The 20,095-nt window shown below is 40.5% G+C and carries 17 protein-coding genes; 13 read left to right on the forward strand and 4 right to left on the reverse strand.

Features of this window, described 5'->3' with window-relative positions:
* Window positions 1–47 precede the first annotated feature (47 nt).
* Both BT797_RS14815 and BT797_RS14820 read left to right on the forward strand, forming a co-directional pair.
* Window positions 48–2,087 (forward strand): protein-disulfide reductase DsbD family protein, encoded by a 2,040-nt coding sequence (locus BT797_RS14815; protein WP_075472628.1) that lies wholly within the window; start codon window positions 48–50, stop codon window positions 2,085–2,087.
* 215 nt (window positions 2,088–2,302) lie between these two features.
* Window positions 2,303–2,668 carry a nitrous oxide-stimulated promoter family protein gene (locus BT797_RS14820; RefSeq protein ID WP_045108678.1) on the forward strand — a complete coding sequence of 122 codons (366 nt, stop codon included), beginning with the start codon at window positions 2,303–2,305 and terminating at the stop codon, window positions 2,666–2,668.
* On the opposite strand, the gene BT797_RS14825 is transcribed toward BT797_RS14820, so the two are convergent.
* The gene (locus BT797_RS14825) at window positions 2,649–3,479 is read right to left on the reverse strand and encodes an NAD(P)H-binding protein (protein WP_075472642.1); all 831 of its coding nucleotides are present in this window, start codon (window positions 3,477–3,479) and stop codon (window positions 2,649–2,651) included. The two genes, BT797_RS14820 and BT797_RS14825, sit on opposite strands and share 20 nt — an antisense overlap.
* Window positions 3,480–3,576: 97 nt before the next feature.
* Here BT797_RS14825 and BT797_RS14830 point away from each other — a divergent pair, with 97 nt between their 5' ends.
* The 8 genes from BT797_RS14830 to BT797_RS14865 all read left to right on the forward strand — a co-directional run bounded on the left by BT797_RS14830 (window position 3,577) and on the right by BT797_RS14865 (window position 12,701).
* Window positions 3,577–4,047: a hypothetical protein gene (locus tag BT797_RS14830; RefSeq protein ID WP_045108680.1), complete on the forward strand. Its 471-nt coding sequence runs from the start codon at window positions 3,577–3,579 to the stop codon at window positions 4,045–4,047.
* A 157-nt stretch (window positions 4,048–4,204) separates the two neighbouring features.
* Window positions 4,205–6,154 carry a DNA topoisomerase III gene (locus BT797_RS14835; RefSeq protein WP_075472644.1) on the forward strand — a complete coding sequence of 650 codons (1,950 nt, stop codon included), beginning with the start codon at window positions 4,205–4,207 and terminating at the stop codon, window positions 6,152–6,154.
* A gap of 126 nt (window positions 6,155–6,280) precedes the next feature.
* A complete protein-coding gene (gene msrP / locus BT797_RS14840; RefSeq protein ID WP_045108682.1) occupies window positions 6,281–7,303 on the forward strand; it encodes a protein-methionine-sulfoxide reductase catalytic subunit MsrP in 1,023 nt (340 codons plus the stop codon).
* Window positions 7,304–7,305: 2 nt separating this feature from the next.
* Window positions 7,306–7,884 carry a protein-methionine-sulfoxide reductase heme-binding subunit MsrQ gene (msrQ, locus tag BT797_RS14845; RefSeq protein WP_075472646.1) on the forward strand — a complete coding sequence of 193 codons (579 nt, stop codon included), beginning with the start codon at window positions 7,306–7,308 and terminating at the stop codon, window positions 7,882–7,884.
* 187 nt (window positions 7,885–8,071) lie between these two features.
* Window positions 8,072–8,245, forward strand: coding sequence for a periplasmic nitrate reductase, NapE protein (locus BT797_RS14850; RefSeq protein ID WP_045108684.1), 174 nt, complete (start codon window positions 8,072–8,074; stop codon window positions 8,243–8,245).
* A gap of 39 nt (window positions 8,246–8,284) precedes the next feature.
* Window positions 8,285–9,478 (forward strand): pentaheme c-type cytochrome TorC, encoded by a 1,194-nt coding sequence (gene torC, locus BT797_RS14855; protein WP_075472648.1) that lies wholly within the window; start codon window positions 8,285–8,287, stop codon window positions 9,476–9,478.
* 13 nt (window positions 9,479–9,491) lie between these two features.
* Window positions 9,492–12,005: a trimethylamine-N-oxide reductase TorA gene (gene torA / locus BT797_RS14860; protein WP_075472650.1), complete on the forward strand. Its 2,514-nt coding sequence runs from the start codon at window positions 9,492–9,494 to the stop codon at window positions 12,003–12,005.
* Window positions 12,006–12,131: 126 nt separating this feature from the next.
* Window positions 12,132–12,701, forward strand: coding sequence for a YaeQ family protein (locus BT797_RS14865; RefSeq protein ID WP_244534200.1), 570 nt, complete (start codon window positions 12,132–12,134; stop codon window positions 12,699–12,701).
* Between the two features lie 101 nt (window positions 12,702–12,802).
* Here the strand turns inward: BT797_RS14865 and BT797_RS14870 are convergent, their stop codons facing one another.
* Together BT797_RS14870 and BT797_RS14875 are read right to left on the reverse strand one after the other, a co-directional pair.
* The gene (locus BT797_RS14870; protein WP_075472651.1) at window positions 12,803–13,714 is read right to left on the reverse strand and encodes a DUF808 domain-containing protein; all 912 of its coding nucleotides are present in this window, start codon (window positions 13,712–13,714) and stop codon (window positions 12,803–12,805) included.
* A 122-nt stretch (window positions 13,715–13,836) separates the two neighbouring features.
* Window positions 13,837–15,219 (reverse strand): DEAD/DEAH box helicase, encoded by a 1,383-nt coding sequence (locus BT797_RS14875; RefSeq protein ID WP_045108688.1) that lies wholly within the window; start codon window positions 15,217–15,219, stop codon window positions 13,837–13,839.
* 269 nt (window positions 15,220–15,488) lie between these two features.
* On the opposite strand from BT797_RS14875, the gene BT797_RS14880 reads away from it, so the two are divergent.
* Entirely contained in the window at window positions 15,489–17,111 is a 1,623-nt protein-coding gene (locus BT797_RS14880) for a hybrid sensor histidine kinase/response regulator (protein WP_045108689.1), read from the forward strand.
* Window positions 17,112–17,148: 37 nt separating this feature from the next.
* Here BT797_RS14880 and BT797_RS23855 read toward each other — a convergent pair whose 3' ends face one another.
* Window positions 17,149–17,292: a hypothetical protein gene (locus BT797_RS23855; protein WP_170860771.1), complete on the reverse strand. Its 144-nt coding sequence runs from the start codon at window positions 17,290–17,292 to the stop codon at window positions 17,149–17,151.
* Window positions 17,293–17,486: 194 nt separating this feature from the next.
* On the opposite strand from BT797_RS23855, the gene BT797_RS14885 reads away from it, so the two are divergent.
* Window positions 17,487–18,131: a lysoplasmalogenase gene (locus BT797_RS14885; RefSeq protein WP_075472653.1), complete on the forward strand. Its 645-nt coding sequence runs from the start codon at window positions 17,487–17,489 to the stop codon at window positions 18,129–18,131.
* A 47-nt stretch (window positions 18,132–18,178) separates the two neighbouring features.
* The gene (locus BT797_RS14890; protein WP_075472655.1) at window positions 18,179–20,095 is read left to right on the forward strand and encodes an MOSC N-terminal beta barrel domain-containing protein; all 1,917 of its coding nucleotides are present in this window, start codon (window positions 18,179–18,181) and stop codon (window positions 20,093–20,095) included.

The following is a 20,095-nucleotide window of genomic DNA, read 5'->3' on the forward strand; positions in this document are numbered from 1 at the left end:
GTCGCTGACTTAAGATAGGTGTAGTGTAAAAATTGGGAACTTATTAAATGCGATTTTATATTTTGATCTGCCTATTACTTTCTCCTTTCGTTCATGCGGAACAAAGTGCTAGTGCATTTGATCCTGCGGCTAAGGTGGCTACTGCGCAGTTGTTATCAACGACTAATGGCGTTAACGGTGCAACGATATTATCCATGGGGTTAAAAATAACCTTAGATGATGAGTGGAAAACTTATTGGAGTTCACCTGGACTAGCTGGTGCACCACCGAGTATTGACTGGCAAGGTTCTGAAAATTTAGCGGGTGTTGAATGGTTATGGCCGATACCGCAGCGCATGATGGTGTATGACATTGAGACTTATGGTTACAAACACGAAATTATTTATCCTCTGCAAGTTACCGTTATTGATCCCAGTAAAGCCTTAGTGTTACAAGCTAAAACGACTATGTTAGTGTGTCGTGAAGTGTGCATACGTGCACAAGTGAATCTGGTATTAAATCTCCCCGCAACAGCAAGCAGCATTGATAAAGCCTCAAGTGCACAGCTACAGCCTTACGTCGCTAATGTTCCGGTGGATATTAGTGCCACGTCGGCTTCTATCCAACAGTTCGGTTGGGACAGTGCATCATCACAATTATTAATTGAAATAGTAGGGTTAACAACACCAGTGCTTGATGGCTTTGTTGAAGGGGTGGATTTTACGTTATTTAGTCAGCCTGAAATAAGCCAACAAGACGATGTTACTCGCTTAATTATGCGCGCTGAAGATATGGCTGGCACGCCTGCTCGATTAGCTCCTCAACAAGTGTTAAAAGTAACGCTAACTAATAAACGCGGGGGTATTACATTTACTGATACGATTAAACCCACCGTGATAGAACAAACCTTACCAAGTTGGATATACATGTTGCTGCTGGCGGTTGTTGGTGGTTTGATTCTTAATTTAATGCCGTGTGTATTGCCGGTTTTGTCGATTAAATTATTAGGTGTGGTTGAATCGGTTAGTGAATCGAGTGCGCAACGACGGGTTAACTTTTTATTAAGCGCCGCTGGTATTTTTGTGGCGTTTTGGTTGCTGGCATTACTTTTCATAGGCTTAAAGTATTTCGGTATTGGTTTTGGTTGGGGAGTGCAATTCCAATCGGCTGCGTTCTTATTGATCATGATCCCGGTATTGTTGTTATTTGCATTAAATTTATTAGATAAATTTGATGTGCAGTTACCACAAAGTTTAATGGATAGGCTGTCTGGCTCTAATAAAGGGCATTTTTATCAAGGTATCTTTGCTGTGTTGTTAGCAACGCCTTGCTCTGCGCCTTTTTTAGGTACCGCGGTTGCCTTTGCCTTAGCTGGCTCAGGCTGGCAGATTATGGTGATATTTAGTGGTTTAGCCTTGGGTTTATCACTGCCATATTTACTTATCGCGATGTGGCCAAATAGCGTAAAAGTGATGCCAAAGCCGGGCCTGTGGATGGTGCGCTTTCGTCAGTTTCTAGCTGCCTTACTTTGCGCGACGTTAGTGTGGCTAATTTGGCTGCTGCAAGCACATCTAAGCATGATGTTGTGGGTTACTTTTAGCGTCATTATTTGTGCGATGGTGATTCTCTTAATCGTGAAACCGGGCCCTAAATCACTGGTCACGACATTTGCAATATATCTGCTGTTGGCGAATACCATTATTTGGTCGCCTGAGTCTGTGAAGTTATTACAGCGCAGCGGTACCCAGTCTGAATCAGAAATACACTGGCAGGCATTTGAGCCTGAAAAGATTGCGGAATATGTAGCGGAAGGAAAAACCGTGTTTATCGATATTACTGCCGATTGGTGTATTACCTGTGTCGTGAATGAACGTGCAGTGCTGCAACGTAGTGATATTATCGCCCGTTTAAATGCGGATAACGTTGTAGCGATGATGGGAGACTGGACTAAGCCGGATAGTCAAATTGAAGCTTATCTCAAACGCCATGGTCGTTATGCAATTCCATTTAATCAGGTGTTTGGTCCGGCATTGCCACAAGGAAAGCTATTACCTGAGCTATTAACGAAAGATGCCGTCACTATAGGCTTAGTGCAGGCTGGGCAGTAATGCAGACTGTTATTGCGTTATTACGGCGTGATAAATAGAGTAAGGGAAAAAAACGAATGCAAACTAAACGCATAGTTTTTTGTCTTGCAGTTCGATTATTTTACTGTTCTAATTGCGCTCTTCTGAATTTATACAAGACTTATTTTATTGTTTAACCAAGTTATTGACGGATTTACTAAACCGTTAAATTGGCTAATAGATAAGATAGATATACGATGAAAACAGTTACTGAAACTTTAGCACAGCCACGTTTAAACCGCGAAATGCGCCTGCAAAATGCAATGATCGCTATGTATTGTAAGCAGCATCATGTATACCAAGGCAAAGTGTGTCGTGAGTGCGAACGTTTACAGCAAATGACCGCGCGTAAGCTAGCATTTTGTGAAAGTGGTATAGAAAAACCCACCTGTGTAACCTGCACAGCTGTATGCTATACCCCTGTTGTCTCCAAACAAGTAAAGACTATTTCTCGTTGGGGCCGCCTGCGCATTTGGTTTCGTCATCCTATTCTCATGTCATTGTATTGTTTTGATAGCCTCAAACCAAGTCAAATGCCAAAACCTAAATTACTAAATCTGTAGCTGACTGATGTGTAAATTGGTAGTTTAATCGTTGCTTTAACTTCTCGTTGGCAATGATGCAATGTGGTTTGCTGTTCTTAGCTGTAAAGCTTGGAATAGTAATACCCAGTTGTTTGGCTGCTTGCTGATAGAATACTTTTCTGCTGGGATGGTGATCACAACTGGCATTGAATATTTCACCCCAACATTGTTGCTTGATCACTTGCTCAATGACCCCAACTGCATCATATTGATGAATCAGGTTTACAGGTGATTCTCCCGCGTCAAATATATGCCCGTTGCCACTCTTTTTTGACAAGCTCCGCGTTGGATTTCGGTCTGCGCTAATTAGTCCTGCAAAGCGGATAATAGTGAAATCAATATCTTGTTGTTGCTGAATTAACTGTTCTGCCGCATACACAGTACTGTTTGGATTTAAGAGAGATGTTTCGGTTAATGCTTGGTCTGTTTTTTGGTAGATGCTGGTGGAACTAATAAAGATCAATTTACCGACTTGGTATTCTTTGAGTAGTGCTAACAACTGTTCAATTTGTACCGCTAATGGTGAACTGGCATGATTTCCCTTACTGGCCGGTAACAGACAGATGGCAATATCTTTATTGCTTAACAAGCTTTTCCAGTCACCTTGTGGTTCATCGCTAAGGGTAGCGCTTACTGCTGGGATACCTTGAGAAACTAAACTTGATGATTTTACGGTATGGCTACAACTGACGGTAAGCGGATAGTCTTGCGATAATAGCTGTCGTGCTAGCGGTTTACCTAACCAGCCCGCGCCTATTATTGCAATTTTTGGTTGTTTATTTGTGCTCATATCCATTGCCTGTATTATCTAGTTAGATACAAGCGTAACGATTTTTGGTTATAATAGCTATTGATAATCTGTCGTTACATAAACTAAAGAGAAAACCATGAGTAGATTTACAGATAGCTGGGCTATCGTGCATATTGATGATTCTTACAATGCATCAGTATTAGGCAGCAGAGGCACTAAGCTACACTGGTGTAATGGCCGCGAACAGGCCGTTGAGTTTATTTATGATGAGTATCTCGCTATTTTGGCCGACACCGGTGAAATGGACGAAGAGTTAGTTTATGCCGCGAAAGAGCGTTTTGAAGTGCTACAAGAACAAACGCAATCTGATGCAGAGTGGATCGAGCACATCAACGAATTAACGGTCGATTTACGCCATATTGTTTGGTTTGGCAGCATTGCAGAAATGGCTGAATTAAACAATGAATTTGCGTGTGCAGTACGTGAAGTGTATTGGGAAGAGTTTGGTGAATATGATGAAGACGATCCAAGTGCATATGTTCCTGAAGATGAATGGTTAAACCTTTCTGAAGCCTTAGTCGAATATTTAGGCCGCGCAATCGTGTGATTTAATCACGCTGCCTATCGATAACAGATTAACGTATCAGCTTTCATTTAATACGTTAATCTACTCTCATCTAACACCTCATTTTTAAGTCATAGACTTACACGTTGAAATTAGCTACATTAACTGTTTATTCATACAGTCCATAATTGTTAACATCATGAAACTTTATATTGCCGAAAAACCCAGCCTTGGTCGTGCTATTGCCGATGTGTTACCTAAACCGCATAAGAAACAACAAGGTTATATTGAAGTCGGTAACGGTGATGTCGTGTCTTGGTGTATTGGCCACTTGCTCGAACAAGCAGAGCCGGATGCCTATGATGAAGCATTTAAAAAGTGGCGTTTAGAACACTTGCCTATCGTGCCTGAAACGTGGCAACTAAAGAAAAAGCCTAATACCAGTAAACAACTGACCGTATTGAGAGGGCTAGTTAAAAAGGCCACGAGTCTTGTGCATGCTGGTGATCCGGATCGAGAAGGGCAATTGTTGGTGGATGAAGTGATTGAATTTCTTAAAACCCCAGCGAAAAAGAAAAATACCGCACAGCGCTTATTGATCAGTGATCTTAACCCTGCTGCGGTGAAAAAAGCCTTGAATAATTTACAAGCAAACAGTGATTATATTCCCTTATCTGTGTCGGCATTAGCACGCTCACGTGCCGATTGGTTATATGGCATGAATATGACTCGGGCTTATACGCTACAGGGGCAAAAAGTTGGTTATCAAGGCGTTTTGTCTGTCGGGCGTGTACAAACCCCAATTTTGGGTTTAGTGGTGAGACGTGATATTGAGATTGCTAACTTTGTCAGTAAACCTTTTTATGAAGTGTTGGTGCATTTACAAACCCAACAGCAAGAGATGTTCACGGCCAAGTGGAAACCGAGTGAAGCTTGTCGTCCGTATATGGATGAAGACGGTCGGGTATTGGTAAAAAAATTGGCTGAAAATGTGGTCAGTCGCGTCCAGGGCCAAACGGGCGAAGTCACTAAGTTGGAAAAGAAAAATAAACAACAAGCCGCGCCACTGCCATATAACCTCTCTTCACTGCAAATTGATGGTGCGAAACGTTTTGGTATGAGTGCACAGCAAGTATTAGATACCTGCCAAGCATTATACGAACGACATAAACTCATTACTTATCCGCGCTCAGACAGCCGTTATTTACCCAAGGAACATTACGGACATCGTGGGGGGGTGATTAACGCAATATCCAAAACCAGTGAGTCATTGCAGCAAGCAGCCTTAAATGCTGATCAAAGTTTACGGAGCAAAGCTTGGAACGACAGTAAAGTTGAGGCCCACCATGCCATTATCCCCACCGAAAAAAGTAGCAGTGTAGAGCGTCTTAACAGTAGCGAAAAAAACATTTATGAATTAGTTGCAAGGCAATATTTATGTCAGTTTTATCCACCTTATGAATACGCGGACACGGTTGCAGAGATAACTATCGCTGGTGGTTTGTTCATCGCGAAAGCCAAAATGACCTTAAAACAAGGCTGGAAAATATTATTTCCGAAATCAGCAGCGAGTAATGCCAAGCAAACTGAAGCTGAAAAAGAATTGGCCGCGCAATTACCGACTATTAAAAAAGGTGAGTCGGTTTTGTGCCAGCACGCTGAATGTGTCGAAAAACAAACCCAACCACCGAAGCATTTTAGTGATGCAACTTTACTTGCTGCAATGACCGGGATTTCTCGTTATGTAAAAGATAGTGAGATCCGTAAAATTTTAAAAGATACCGATGGGCTCGGCACCGAAGCCACGCGTGCGGGGATTATTGAACTGTTATTTAGACGTAATTTCTTGGTGCGTAATAACAAACTGATTTTATCTACGGACGCGGGTAAAGGTTTGATTAATGCGTTACCTGAATCGGCAACCTTACCGGATATGACAGCTCAATGGGAATCTGTACTTGATGGTATCAGTAAAAAAGAAGCCTGCTACCAGCATTTTATGGGCGGTTTATTACAGCAGCTTGAAGGCATGATTGAGCAGGCTAAAGCAACGCTACCGGATGGCTTACGCGGTCTATCTAGTAGTAAACCTACTGGTGGCCGTTTTAAGAAAAAGCCGACAAAAAAACGGTCTTATAAAAAATCATAAAAGCAACGTGAGAACTGAGACTGTATTTATATAAGATTGTGCCGCTATTGTGATAATTCTGTGATGAACAATTTGCTTAAATAGCTCATGATTAGTATATGGGAAATTAACCAAGCAGGTAACGGAATGATTATTAAATGTAAAAAAAAATCTCAAGTAAGTGAAAATGATGTTGTTGCGGAACCTGTTTATCAGCAACGTCGACAATTCCTCAAACAATTAGGACTTGCTGGTGTTGGTTTAGCTGCTGCGAGTCCAGCGCAAGCGAGTATCTTTGATATTTTTGATAGCGGTAAGAAAAAAGCTAACAGTCAGGTGTTTGTGCAATCGCCATTGCAATTCATTGGCAGTAAAGATTACGCTGATGGTGAGATCTGGACGCCTGAAAAAAAAGTACTGTCACATAATAACTTTTATGAGTTTGGCACGGCGAAAACAGAACCCCAAAAAAATGCTCAGAACTTTAAGGTCGAACCATGGACTCTGACGATAACTGGTGAGGTGGAAAAAGAAATCACCTTAGGATATGACGATTTATTTAAAGTGGCTGATTTGGAAGAGCGTATTTATCGCATGCGTTGTGTAGAAGCATGGTCAATGGTGATCCCGTGGACCGGTTTTTCATTAGCTGAAATTATTAAAAAAGCCAATCCCACCTCGAAAGCCAAATATGTCGCGTTTGAAACCCTATATGATCCGCAACAAATGCCGGGGCAAGCATCTTCTTATCTGGGTGGTAATCTTGATTGGCCCTATGTCGAAGGTTTACGTATGGATGAAGCGATGCACCCATTAACCATGCTTTCTGTCGGTACGTTTGGTAAAACTCTTGCGCCACAAAATGGTGCGCCAATCCGCTTGGTTGTACCGTGGAAATATGGTTTCAAAGGTATTAAATCAATTGTTAAAATCCATTTATTAGAAAAAGAACCACCAACTACGTGGAATCGTCTTGCTGCTCGTGAATATGGATTTTATGCCAACGTTAATCCAGTTGTGGATCATCCGCGTTGGAGCCAAGCGTCTGAACGTCGTATTGGTAATGGCAGTGTTTTTTCTTCTAAACGCATAAAAACATTACCTTTCAACGGTTATGCTGAAGAGGTCGCTAGCTTATATCAAGGTATGGATCTGAAGAGGTATATTTAGTTATGCCAGTGCTGACCTACAAACGTATGCCGTATCTAAAGGCTTATATTCATATATTTGCCATTATGCCATTAGTATATCTCGGGTTAGCAATTAATGCTGATACATTGGGTGGTGATCCAGTGCAAGCTGTGATCCATTTTTTGGGTAAAGGCGCATTAAACTTATTACTCGCCACTTTGGCTATTTCACCTTTGGCAAAACGTTACAAAGAAGGGCTATTAATTTCAACCCGTCGTCTTGTCGGTTTATATTGTTTTTTCTACGCAACGCTGCATTTAGCTGCTTTTGTCTGGCTTGATTTGGGGGGAGATCTCGGTTTATTTCTTCAAGAGCTGATAAAAAGATCCTATATTTGGCTTGGCATGATTGCCTTTATTATTTTACTATTATTAGCATTAACCTCTCCAATGTGGGTGCGACGTAAAATGAGACTGAGTTGGAAAAAATTGCACAGTTTAATTTATTTAGTTGCCCTGCTAACTCCCCTTCATTATTATTTATCGGTTAAATCTGGATGGGTAGAACCTACCATATATGCTTTGTTCTTGTTGATTTCGTTAATGGTTAGAGTGAAATAGTGTATTTGTGTCACCAGGGACCACTAAGGTTTTGGTCTTGCATTTATTGCTGACATTTTATACTGCTTACTACGTTTTTATTAAGAATAATAAACTTCTTTGATCTGCTGCAACTATTTATCCTTGACCTTACTTTACACTGTCCTAAACTCTAATTTTATATATCATCTAGCTGCAGGAATTTGAGATGAAACAACAAGCAAGCAATGTAGAGGTCAAGAACGTCGAGAAGAAGGGCGAATGGAAGTTATTTGTCTTTTTAACTGTGTTCTTATTTCCAATCCTCGCTACCGTTAGTGTATTTGGTTATGGTTTTGTCATTTGGATGAGTCATATCCTTTTTGGCCTACCTTCGCATTAATCAAATTAACCAATTACTCATTATCCAGGTATTACAGTAATGAAAAAATTATTCTCTATAATCGCTCGCTCTTGGCGTGTGTTTAATAAACCAAGTAAACATATCTCTTTAGGTGTTGTGACTTGTGGCGCTTTTATTGCCGGTGTTATTTTCTGGGGGGGATTCAATACCGCGCTAGAAGCGACCAATCAAGAAGCATTTTGTATTTCTTGTCATAGTATGAAAGAAAATAACTATCAAGAAATTCAAAGTACGGTTCACTGGTCAAACCGTAGTGGTGTTCGTGCTACTTGCCCTGATTGCCACGTTCCCCATCGCTGGCAAAACAAAATCGCCGCCAAAGCGCGTGCGAGTAAAGACGTATTTGGTTGGTTATTAGGTACGGTGGATACTAAAGAAAAATTCGAATCTAAGCGTTTACACTTAGCACAGAACGAATGGGCTCGATTTAAAGCCAACGGTTCTTTAGAATGTAAAAACTGTCATGACTATAAGAGCATGGATTTCACCAAAATGTCTGAACGTGCGCAAGTACAAATGCGTAAAGCGGCTGAGCGTGATCAATCTTGTCTAGATTGTCATAAAGGTATTGCTCACCACCTACCTGAAATGGATACCTCTGCAATCAGTGAACTGGGTAAAATGGCGAAAGACCTAGAAGGTAGCTCATTTGAAATTGGTAAAGAGTACTATTCTCTGGTGCAAACCCCACTTTATAAAGATGATAAAGAACCTGAGTATCTGGGTGTATTAACACCAGCGACTAAGTTTAAAGTTATCGCTGAATCTGGCAACCGCCTGCAAGTTGAATTAGTGACTTGGCATAAAGCTAAAGGTTACGGTCGCGTTCTGTACTTTGATTTTGCTAAAAATATTGTGCAAGCAACATTATCAAAAGAAGCATCACAAGATGAATCGCTATTCGTTCGTGGTGATAAGAAGGAAGATGATTTAACGGGTCTGCCTTGGGAACAAGTAACGTTCACATTATGGGTTGATAAAAAAGGTTATGAAGAAAGCCTACAAAACATTTGGGATTACGCGAAAGACGCTTACCAAACCACATGTAGTGTTTGTCATACCCAGCCAGCAGAAGCTCATTTCGATGCAAATACTTGGGTTGGTATGTTTGCTGGCATGCAAGGTTTTGTGAACTTAGATGGTGATACACACGATGTTATCTTGAAGTATCTACAAAACCACTCATCAGATTACAGCAAAGATGCTCACTAATTCAAAGAGAAGTATGACTATGTTTAATAAAGACAAAAAGTCTAAAAATGAAAATGTATCTGTCAGCCGTCGCTCTTTTCTAAAAGGTGTGATGGCGACATCAGCAGTTGCTGTGATTGGTCCTAGTTTATTAGTACCAAAAACAGCAAGCGCAGCGACTATCGCAGAGCGTGCTGAATGGAAGTTAACTGGTTCGCACTGGGGTGCATTCCGCGCTAAGATCCACGGCGGCAAGGTTACAGAAGTTAAAGCCTTTGAATTAGATAAATATCCAACGGACATGCTGCAAGGCATCGAAGGGATTATCTATAGTCCATCTCGTGTTCGTTACCCTATGGTTCGTTTAGATTGGTATCTGAACCGTGAGAAGAGTGATACAACACAACGTGGTGATAATCGCTTCATCCGTGTTACTTGGGATCAAGCGTTAGACATGTTCTACGAAGAATTAGAACGTGTTCAGAATACGTATGGTCCATCAGGTCTACATACCGGTGCTAACGGTTGGCGTGCAACAGGTCAACTACATAGCTGTGGTAGCCACATGGCGCGTGCAATCGCAATGCACGGTGCGTCAGTGAAAGATGTTGGCGATTACTCAACGGGTGCTGGTCAAACAATTCTGCCTTACGTACTTGGTTCGACAGAAGTATATGCACCGGGTACATCATGGCCGTTAATTCTAGATAATAGTAAAACGATTATCTTATGGGCAACGGATCCAGTGAAAAACCTACAAGTAGGTTGGAACTGTGAAACCCATGATAGCTTTGAATATCTGGAAGCGCTAAAAGATAAAGTTGCTGAAAAGAAAATTCGCGTGATCAGTGTTGATCCGGTTAAGAACAAAACGCAAAACTTCTTAGGTAATGAACACAGATACATCAATCCACATACCGATGTACCGTTCATGCTTGCTGTAGCACATACTATGGTGAAAGAAGATCTGCATGATAAGAAATTCTTAGATACTTATGCACTTGGTTTTGAAGAATTCTTGAAATATGTGCAGGGTGAAACAGAAGATAAAGTTGAAAAAACACCTGAATGGGCGAGCGAAATCTGTGGCGTATCACCTGATGACATTCGTGACTTCGCTCGTTTAATTACTAACGGTCGTACTCAATTCTTATTTGGCTGGTCAATTCAACGTCAGGAACACGGTGAACAACCATATTGGATGGGCGCGGTATTGGCTGCCATGATTGGTCAAATAGGCCTACCTGGCGGTGGTATCAGCTATGGTCATCACTATAGCTCTATTGGTGTACCTACTTCTGGTGCAGTTGGTGCAGGTTCATTCCCACGTAACCCAGATTCAGGTCAAAAACCACGTCATGAAAGCAAAGATTTCAAAGGCGCGAGTTCTACGATCCCTGTAGCACGCTTTGTTGATGCGCTGAAAAATCCAGGTAAAGTGATTGATGCCAATGGCTCAAAAATCACCTTCCCTGATATCAAAATGATGGTATTCACGGGTTGTAACCCTTGGCATCGTCATCAAGATCGTAACAACATGAAAGCGGCATTCCAGAAACTGGAAACTGTGATCGCGATTGATTATAACTGGACCGCAACGTGTCGTTTTTCTGATATCGTGTTACCAGCTTGTACGCAGTATGAACGTAACGATTTAGATATCTATGGTTCATACCGCGCGAAAGGTTTACTAGGGATGAAGAAGCTAGTTGACCCGCTGTTCCAATCTAAAACTGACTTTGAGATCTTTACTGAACTAACGAAACGTTGGGGTAAGAGCAAAGAGTATACTCAAGGTAAGAGTGAAGTTCAGTGGTTAGAAAAACTGTATAACAAATCAAAAGATGCGAATGTTGGTAAATGGGATATGCCTGACTTCCATGAATTCTGGAAAGAAGGTTACTTCCACTTTGGTGACGGTGAAAACTGGACGCGTCATGCCGATTTCCGTGAAGATCCTGAAGTTAATGCACTGGGTACACCATCTGGTTTCATTGAAATTTACAGCCGTAAGATTGCGCGTTTTGGTTATGAGCACTGTAAAGGTCACCCTATGTGGTTCGAAAAAACAGAACGTTCACATGGTGGTCCAAAATCAGCTAAATTCCCTGTATGGATGCAGTCTTGTCACCCGAACAAACGCCTGCATTCACAAATGTGTGAATCAGAAAAATTCCGTGCTACTTACACCGTTCAAGGTCGTGAACCAGTTTATATGAACTCTGCAGACGCGAAGATACGTGGCATTAAAGATGGCGACATCGTACGTGTATTCAATGACCGTGGTCAGTTGTTAGCGGGTGCGGTAGTTGATGATAACTACCCTGTGAATGTTATTCGTATTGAAGAGGGTGCTTGGTATGGTCCTGAAGATGAAAGCATAGGTTCACTTTGTACTTATGGCGATCCAAATAACCTAACATTGGATATCGGTTCTTCAGAACTTGCTCAAGCTACATCGGCAAATACGTGTCAGGTTGAGTTTGAGAAGTTTAAGGGGAAAGCACCGGCAGTTAATTCGTTCGGTGGACCAATCGAAGTGGTTTAATGATGTTATAAAACATTAGTTAAACAGGTTCGATAAAGCCTAATAGTCGGCAGGTTGTGAAAGCAATTTGCGATTATTAGGCTTTTTTTTGGGCTTAAGCTTTCTTGCTCTAAAGACTGGTGTATCATGCCTGTCATATTCCCTTTATTAGTGATTTCCATGGCATTAACAGCAACAATTTTAAAAGCAAAAGTATCAATCGTTGATCTTGATAATCATGTTTATCTTAATGATATTCCCCTGACGCTGGCTCAGCACCCATCTGAGAACGATAACCGTCTGATGTTACGTCTACTTGCTTGGATGCTAAATGTTGATGCTGAAGCACGTTTAAGTTTTACTAAAGGCTTAGGCGAAGATGAAGAACCAGATATCTGGTTTAAATCTGATATTGATGTGATTGAACATTGGATTGATTTAGGTCAGCCATCAGACAAACGTCTTAAAAAAGCGAGTAATCAATCTGAGAAAGCGACTATCTATACTTATGGTGACCGTAGTGCGGCATTGTGGTTTAAGAAGATAAAATACAGTGCAGATAACTTATCAATTCAATTCATTAATGATGAAACGGCAGAGCTGATGGCACAGCTATATAGTCGTAATATGGAATTGCAATTGATGATCCAAGATGGTGATATTCAAGTGCTATCTGGCGAGACAAGTATTGCGATTAAACCTGAGGTTTGGTGTTAAGCTTTAACGATTAATACGTACATTGATTGATGAGTAACGACTGTGACACAGATATATGATGGTGTCCTCATTATCGTTCGTTACTCATGTTTTTATGTAGTTTAGTTTCTTAGTTTTTGTATGCCAGTCACCACCATTAGCACAATGAATCCTGCCAGTAATCCCATTAAGCCATCAATCAACACAGGTATCACTCCGGTCACAATAGCATTATGCGCGAATGCATCAGGTAACATCGCCAGTAGTATATGGATAATATTGTGAGAGCCTGGAATACTGTGAATGACAATACTGCCGCCAACAAGAAACATTGCAATTGTCCCGATCACGGCTAATGAACGCATTAGTTTTGGCGCGAAAGTCAGTAGCCCATTACCGAGGTAGTGTTTGATACTTTTTGCTTGGCTGTTATTAACGAGATATAAACCGACATCATCCATTTTGACGATCGTGCCAACAAGGCCATAAACCCCGACTGTCATTAATACGGCGATTAAACTTACCACGGTTAATTGGGTTGTTAAGGATTGTATTTGTACTGTGCCCAAGGCAATAACAATAATCTCGGCAGATAAAATGAAGTTTGTTCTAATTGCGCCTTTGACTTTTTTATCTTCAAATTCTTCAACTGATAGTCCCGCTAATACATCATCATCGCTGTTATCTTCATGAGCGGATGTGGATTTAGCATGATGGAGTTTCTCGGCACCTTCAAAGCATAAAAACAAGCCACCGATAAGTAATAATGGGGTAATTAACCAAGGTGCTACAGCGCTGATGAGTAGGGCTGCTGGCACTAAGATCGCTTTGTTCTTAAAAGAACCCTTAGCCACTTTCCAAACAACAGGGAGTTCACGGTCAGCACTCACACCTGACACTTGCTGAGCATTAAGTGCGAGATCATCACCTAATACGCCAGCCGTCTTCTTTGCGGCGACTTTAGTCATCAGTGCCACATCATCCAGTACCGATGCAATATCATCGAGTAGGGCGATTAAACTTAATCCTGCCATGGTTGCTCTCCTGTGAGCTAAGTTGGTTTACACTGTTTCATAAAGTGCCTTATAAAACAGTATAAACAAAAAGATACAACCAGTATAAATAAAAAAACCTGCTCGGGAGCAGGTTTTTAGTATTAATCTTCTTCGTGACCATCATCGATGATTTCAGCTCTTGGCTTTCTCTTCATCGGTGCGAAACCGCCATCCACGGCACTTGCCATTGAATCACGCATCGCTTGTTTTTTATCTTGCTTAGGAGCTGTATTCTGCTTGTGTGTCGGTGCGTTTTTATCACCTTTACGAGCGAGTTTAGTTGGACGCCCTTTATTACTTTCTGGTAAACGTTTTTTCGCCGGTTTTGGTTTAAAGCCTTTAAACTTAGCTTCAAAACCTTCCAACATAGTGCAAGGTAGTTTAACTTTTAAGTAACTTTGGATCTTGCCAAATGAAGTCCAGTCTTTCGGGCTTACTAAAGAGATTGCAATACCTGTTGCGCCTGCACGACCTGTACGACCAGTACGGTGGATAAAGTCTTCAGGGTTAATTGGTAAGTCGAAGTTGATAACATGGCTTAATGTGCGAATATCAAGACCACGCGCGGCAACGTCTGTTGCAACTAATACCTCAACACGTCCACGACGGAAATCTTCTAACGTACGCTTACGTTGATTTTGTAACATGTCACCGTGAATTGAAGTGGCATTGATATCATTCTCAACTAATAGTTTTGCTAGACGTTCTGTATCTAACTTTGTTGCTGTGAAGATAAGTAGTTGGCGATAGTCTTCAGTTTTAGCAAGATGTACTAATTGTTCTTCTTTGTGCGTCAGGTTGTCAGAGAAAAATAGGCGTTGCTCAATTTTCTCGTGTTGATCGTTCGAGCGGTTAATCTCGATACGTTCTGGTGCACGTAATACTTGGTTACAAATATTAGCAACATCAACGTGCTCTAGCGTTGCAGAGAATAACATCGTTTGACGTTTTACATTTGGCGCGCTGTTTGAAATAGCTGATACGTCATCACGGAAACCCATGTCTAACATTCGGTCAGCTTCATCCAGCACTAAGAATTCTAAGTGCTCAAGCGTAATTGTTTTTTCACGGATATGATCAAGTAAACGACCTGGTGTCGCAATTAATACTTCTGGATTTTTACGTAATAGCTTTTCTTGGTGCTGGAAAGATTCACGACCAATAATCAATTGGATTTGATAATCTAGACTCATTCCCAAGTGTTTCATGTTTGCATGTACTTGAATCGCAAGCTCACGCGTTGGCGCTAAGATCACTGCTCGTACAGCGCGGTGCTCGAAACGACGTTGCTTTAACATACGTTGTAATATTGGCAGGCCATAAGCAATGGTTTTACCACTACCTGTCTGCGATGTAGCCATGATGTCACAGCCACCTAAAATAAGTGGAATAGCTGCTTCCTGCACCTCTGTTGCTTGTTCAAATCCTAAATGCTCGATTGAACTGATTAAACGTGGGTCGATACCGAAATCTTGAAAGCGCAAAGAAGCTACCTCTTAAATAGAATTAAAATAATTGCTAGAAATTATTTAGGGGCGAGAACTATATAGGAGCACAGCTCAAATTCCAACCCTATTTTCTAGTGACTGCTGACTATTATACAGCATAAACAGAGGATGCCTTCAGAAATAAATCATTATCCCTTTTTAAAAGCGCATTGTGCATTTGCTATTAATGAAAAAATATTAGTTATTGCAGCAATTTTGACAATTTTAGCTAAATTTATTAGATAGGTAATAGAAGGATGCATGATATGCGGGATATCAAGGTCGATTCAAGTAAAGTCATTTTACAATATTCGTTATACAGTAGAATAAGAACATTATTGTTAGTGATGTTGGCGTTGGTTATCGCGGGAATTTTTATTGCTATTGAGGTTACTATTCAACAAGCTAGCCCATTACTTATCGATGTATTTACTACCTTAAAAATAAACCTTTTATTAACCATATTACCGCTATTATTAATCTCGCTTGTTATTTCAAAATTAGTGTTAGATAAATTAGTCTTCAAGCCATTTGAGAAACTACAACAAAAGTGCCATGACGCGATTGCGGATAAAGATAATCATCATGAGCCATTTAGCTCTCCTTATATAGAATTGGATGGGTTAGTTAATTTATTGAATGATCAGATAGAGACAATGACCGAACCTCGAGTGAATAAAATACTGTTAGCACAATCTAAGCAGCAATTTGTCGAGAGTTTAAGTAATGATATTCGAACACCAATGAATAGTATTCTTGGTACTGCTGAGTTACTTTGTGAAATGCCACAAAATATTAAATCCGCAGAATATTTGAAGTTAATGAAGCACTCAGCTAATCACATGCAGATGGTACTGAACGATGTTACTGATTATTCAAGAATAGAATCGGGTAATTTAGAACTTGGTAAAGTGCGTTTTGATTTGTTAGAAATACTCGATCAAGTTTACACTTCCCTACGTCCGTTTGTGCATAACAATTTACGCGTACGCTTTAGCCTGAATTATAGTGATGATCTGCATCGGTTTTATATTGGAGACCCGGTTCGGTTACAACAAGTGCTGGTCAACTTGGTTGCGAATGCGTTGAAGTTTACCGACAGAGGCTTTGTTGAACTTAAAGTCAATTGCAGCAAGATTGATGACACGAATGAAGAAGGGGTTGTAGCAGATATTGTTTTTACGATTAGCGATACTGGGATTGGTATTCCAGTGACTAAACTCGCGCATTTGTTTGATAACGAGCAGCTACCTTATAATCATAAATCCAATGATTTACCGAGTGGTGGCTTAAGCTTAGCGATTTGTTCACGGTTAATTAACTTAATGCAAGGCCGTCTACAAGTAGAAAGTAAATTAGGCGAAGGTGCACAATTTAAGATTAATTTAAGATTGCCTCATGCTTATCAATTACGCAGACAGCATATTATTGGTAGTAGTGATTTAGCATTAGATAAATTAGCAGGGTTAAAAGTATTATTGATCGAAGATAATAAAATGAATCAAATTGTTTTTCAGCAGGCATTGACGCAATTGCACATGCAAGTGTTTACTGCTAATACCGGTTTAGAAGGTCTTGATCTAATCCAAAAATACACCTTCGATATTATTTATATGCAGATCCCGGGTCCAGATGGTATTGCAACGACCAAGATGGTTAGAGCAGGTACGAGCGATAATAGTAAAACGCCCATTATAGCGCTAATAGAGGATGCATTTAAATTTGACTTGGTGACCTGTAAGCATATAAAAATGGACGGTTATATTAATAAACCGATATCCAAGCAAGCCTTAATTGACGAAACGGTACGCGTGCTAGGTTTTGAAATACCCGTTACAGACGTGGTCCTACCGATTAATAAAGAGTGTAAAGTCAGCTTAGAAGAGTAGGGTAAATACTTATCTTTAAATACAGAATAATTTGATCTTATGAAACCATCATGCTTTTTAGTGCTAACTGCTCGCTAATATCTAACTTCAATTCGTTGCAAGCTTCTTCAAATGTTTTACCTAAATGGCAAATATACATTTCAATTGCGATTAGATGATGTTGTAGTGCTTGTTGTTCCATACTTATACCTCCTAAGGTTTATGAATTAATAAACTAGTACAATTTGTGGATTTCTGTCTAGGGTTAGACTTAAATTTCAGGTCGTTATGTTTATAAATGTTAACTCACGCACATTTATACCGCTTTAATACTTGCTCATTACAATGGGTATGACTCAGAATTGAGCATTTATTCGGTGCGATGGAACGGTCAAAATGGAATTTTCAACGACGATTATCACCAGTACTATTATTATCACTGTGTGTGCAATATTGCACTTGTATGGTGCCTACCAAGACAGAAAGTGGTTATTTTATCTGTTTAAGCCCGTGACTACGCTGGCGATTACCGCTCTGTGCTGGTCTCTTGCTCCTGTTATTAATGATTATGTTTGGCTGATTTTACTTGGTTTGTTGCTCTCAACCTTGGGTGATATTTTCCTTATGTTACCCAAGGACCGATTTATCCCCGGTTTATTGAGTTTTTTAGTCGCTCATGTCGTTTATATCATTGCTTTTTCAATCAATTTTGAGCTGACTTATACTTGGTCGCTTGCTTTATCGTTAATGGTAATTGCAGTGACGTATTTGGGCATACTATGGCCATCACTAGCGGAAATGAAAGCGCCTGTGTTGGTTTATATGAGTATCATCGTAATAATGGCTTGGGTCAGTGGCGAGCGTTACTTTAATTTGGATAGCACAGCCAGCTTTTATGCGTTTATTGGTGCGATAGTGTTTTTGTTTTCAGATGCGACACTGGCATTCGAACGATTTAAAAAACAGTTCCGTAGTGCTTATGCGGTTATTATTGTAAGCTACTATCTTGCTCAGTATTTTATTGCGCTTTCAGTTATATGACCAGTTATATGAAGGTGTTAACGTTGTTACAGTAAGGGAATTAATTCGTGGCTAAAATAAATTTATCGGCACTTGCTATTTACCCATTAAAATCAGCAAAAGCAATTAACTTAACCCATTCCCATGTGAGTGAAATGGGCTTAGATCATGATCGCAGATTTGTTATTAGTGACATGCAAGGACAGTTTATTACGGGGCGAACTCAGCCTAAAATCACGAGGATTAAAATTGAAGTTGTGGCGCAAGGAATCATGCTTTCAGCGCCACTGATGCCGCCGATTGCTTTCACGTTTAAAGAGCTACAACAGGATTATACAGATGTAACGGTTTGGGGAACGACTATTCAAGGTCAACGTTGCAGCGAAGAAATTAACCAATGGTTAGGTAAGTTCTTACAGATAGACTGCCAGTTACTTTATTTTGGAGCAGGCTCTTCACGTCTGGTTCCTAATTTTGATAAACAATTAAGTTTTGCCGATGGATATCCGATTTTATTAATTTCACAAGCCTCCCTTGATGAATTAAATCGCAGCACACTGCGACCAATTGATATGAGCCAATTTAGAGCTAACTTCATCGTGACGGGCTGTGAGCCATTTGCAGAAGATAGTTGGAAATGGATCAAAATTGGTAATGCTGAATTTGAATTAGTGAAACCCTGCGAGCGTTGTATCTTCACGACATTAAGCCCCGGAGAAATAAGTTTTTCTGAAGACAAAGAACCGCTTAAAACGTTAAGTTTATTCCGCAAAGGTAACGATGGTAAGATTGATTTTGGCCAAAATTTAGTTAGTCATAACGATGCTGACATTAAACTTGGTGATAAAGTTGAAGTATTGGAATATCACGCGCCTAAGTTTTATGCCGATAACCGCCCTAAACAAAAACCAGTTGTGTCAGCACCAAAGGCTGTTGTGAACCATCATACTGAGCTACAGGCTAAAACGTTGTGGGATAAAAGTGAAACCCGACAACTTTGTTGTGTTGCAGTTATCGATGAAACGCCAGATACCAAAACATTTCGTTTTCGTGTCGAACCAGGCGCTTTGCTAAATTATAAACCCGGTCAATTTATTACCCTTAATTTAAAGATTGGTCAAGATCTGGTGATGCGTAATTATACCTTGTCATCATCACCAAGCCGCCCGGACTTGTTAGCTATAACGGTAAAACGGGTCCCTGATGGTAAAGCGTCAAATTGGTTAAATGATAATTTAGCGGTCGGCGATCGGCTAGGTGCGTCATCACCACGTGGACCGTTCCATGCTTTTACAGCTACGACACAAAAACTATTATTACTGTCAGCGGGTAGCGGTATTACTCCTATGCTCTCAATGGCACGTTATTATGCTGATACCGAATGTGATAAAGACATCGTATTCTTTTATTGTGCAAAAACCGCGGCAGACTTGATTGCGCTTGATGAATTGCAATTACTTACTCGTCAGCATACCAATATGCGTTTAGTCTTAACCTTGACTGCTGAAAGTACACAGAGTGACTGGGCTGGGTTAAGGGGACGTATTGATCAGCAAATGCTGGCTGATGTGGTGCGCGACATTAGTGACCGATCATCCTATGTTTGTGGTCCCGAAACTTTTATGACGACAATGACGACTGCACTCACAGCATTGAGTGTACCAGCGGAACAGCAATTCCAAGAAAGTTTTGGCGACCATAAACATTCCGAGATACCTGGTAAGCCGGTCAATATCTTATTGGATAGTTGGGATATCAGTTTTGTCGGTGACAACAAAACCACATTATTAGAACAAGCTGAAAAAAATGGTGTGAACATCCCTTATAACTGTCGTGCAGGTTATTGTGGTGTTTGCCGCGTAACGTTAGAGTCGGGAGAAGTGCGTGTACTTGCCGACCATGCATTAACAGATGATGGTAAAAAGGCGAAGAAAATATTGGCATGTAGCTGCATTCCACAAACGGATGTCGTGATTAGTGCATAA

This window comes from Moritella viscosa (assembly GCF_900120065.1).
Classification (GTDB): Bacteria; Pseudomonadota; Gammaproteobacteria; order Enterobacterales; family Moritellaceae; genus Moritella; species Moritella viscosa.

Excerpts from the sequence above, each read along its gene's own strand:
- BT797_RS14815 (WP_075472628.1), top strand. The coding sequence starts at position 48 with ATGCGATTTTATATTTTGATCTGCCTATTACTTTCTCCTTTCGTTCAT.
- BT797_RS14820 (WP_045108678.1), top strand. The coding sequence starts at position 2,303 with ATGAAAACAGTTACTGAAACTTTAGCACAGCCACGTTTAAACCGCGAA.
- BT797_RS14825 (WP_075472642.1), bottom strand. The coding sequence starts at position 3,479 with ATGAGCACAAATAAACAACCAAAAATTGCAATAATAGGCGCGGGCTGG.
- BT797_RS14830 (WP_045108680.1), top strand. The coding sequence starts at position 3,577 with ATGAGTAGATTTACAGATAGCTGGGCTATCGTGCATATTGATGATTCT.
- BT797_RS14835 (WP_075472644.1), top strand. The coding sequence starts at position 4,205 with ATGAAACTTTATATTGCCGAAAAACCCAGCCTTGGTCGTGCTATTGCC.
- msrP (WP_045108682.1), top strand. The coding sequence starts at position 6,281 with ATGATTATTAAATGTAAAAAAAAATCTCAAGTAAGTGAAAATGATGTT.
- msrQ (WP_075472646.1), top strand. The coding sequence starts at position 7,306 with ATGCCAGTGCTGACCTACAAACGTATGCCGTATCTAAAGGCTTATATT.
- BT797_RS14850 (WP_045108684.1), top strand. The coding sequence starts at position 8,072 with ATGAAACAACAAGCAAGCAATGTAGAGGTCAAGAACGTCGAGAAGAAG.
- torC (WP_075472648.1), top strand. The coding sequence starts at position 8,285 with ATGAAAAAATTATTCTCTATAATCGCTCGCTCTTGGCGTGTGTTTAAT.
- torA (WP_075472650.1), top strand. The coding sequence starts at position 9,492 with ATGACTATGTTTAATAAAGACAAAAAGTCTAAAAATGAAAATGTATCT.
- BT797_RS14865 (WP_244534200.1), top strand. The coding sequence starts at position 12,132 with ATGCCTGTCATATTCCCTTTATTAGTGATTTCCATGGCATTAACAGCA.
- BT797_RS14870 (WP_075472651.1), bottom strand. The coding sequence starts at position 13,714 with ATGGCAGGATTAAGTTTAATCGCCCTACTCGATGATATTGCATCGGTA.
- BT797_RS14880 (WP_045108689.1), top strand. The coding sequence starts at position 15,489 with ATGCGGGATATCAAGGTCGATTCAAGTAAAGTCATTTTACAATATTCG.
- BT797_RS23855 (WP_170860771.1), bottom strand. The coding sequence starts at position 17,292 with ATGGAACAACAAGCACTACAACATCATCTAATCGCAATTGAAATGTAT.
- BT797_RS14885 (WP_075472653.1), top strand. The coding sequence starts at position 17,487 with ATGGAATTTTCAACGACGATTATCACCAGTACTATTATTATCACTGTG.